The organism is Paenibacillus sp. 598K (genome assembly GCF_003851045.1).
In the GTDB taxonomy this organism is placed as follows: domain Bacteria; phylum Bacillota; class Bacilli; order Paenibacillales; family Paenibacillaceae; genus Paenibacillus_D.
The window spans coordinates 1125-1658 of record NZ_BFBX01000210.1; the positions used below are offsets into that span (position 1 = coordinate 1125).

Here is a 534-nt window from a genome sequence, read left to right on the forward strand (position 1 = left end):
TGCTGCTCGACGAGCCGACCTCGGGCCTCGATGCGATGCATGAGGCCGCGCTGCTGGATGCGGTCGAGCCGGCGCTATCGGAGCGGATGTCGGTCACGGTCGCGCATCGGTTGTATACGATTCACCGCTCCGATCGTGTCCTGGTGCTTGCGGACGGGCGGCTGGCAGAGCAGGGCTCGCCGGCGCAGCTGCTCGCTGCGGGCGGACTGTACGCCAGACTGTGGCAGGCAGCAGGCGTCGAGGAGGCGGATGTGGCGAGAGTAGGGCGAGTCGTGAGAGCTCCCGAGGATGCGTCGGACGCGAGTCGCGAGCATGCGGGCTCTTCGACAGCAGGCATGAGCGCAAGCGGTGGCGAGCGCGTCGTGAGCGCACCCGAGCAGCGTCCTGCTGCTGCTGAGTCAGCAGCAGTCTTGGGCAGCGACGGGGCTGCTGGCTTGCGCGCCGTCGCATCGTCTTCGGATACGGAGACTCGCCCTGGTGGGCGGCATAGCGCTGCCCTAAGAGAGTCGTCATCGGCCGACGTGGCCGACGTGG

The 534-nt window shown here is 68.5% G+C and carries 1 pseudogene; it reads left to right on the forward strand.

What is annotated here, in order from left to right:
- Positions 1-534: pseudogene (locus PA598K_RS36870) on the forward strand (hypothetical protein); the annotation flags it as partial.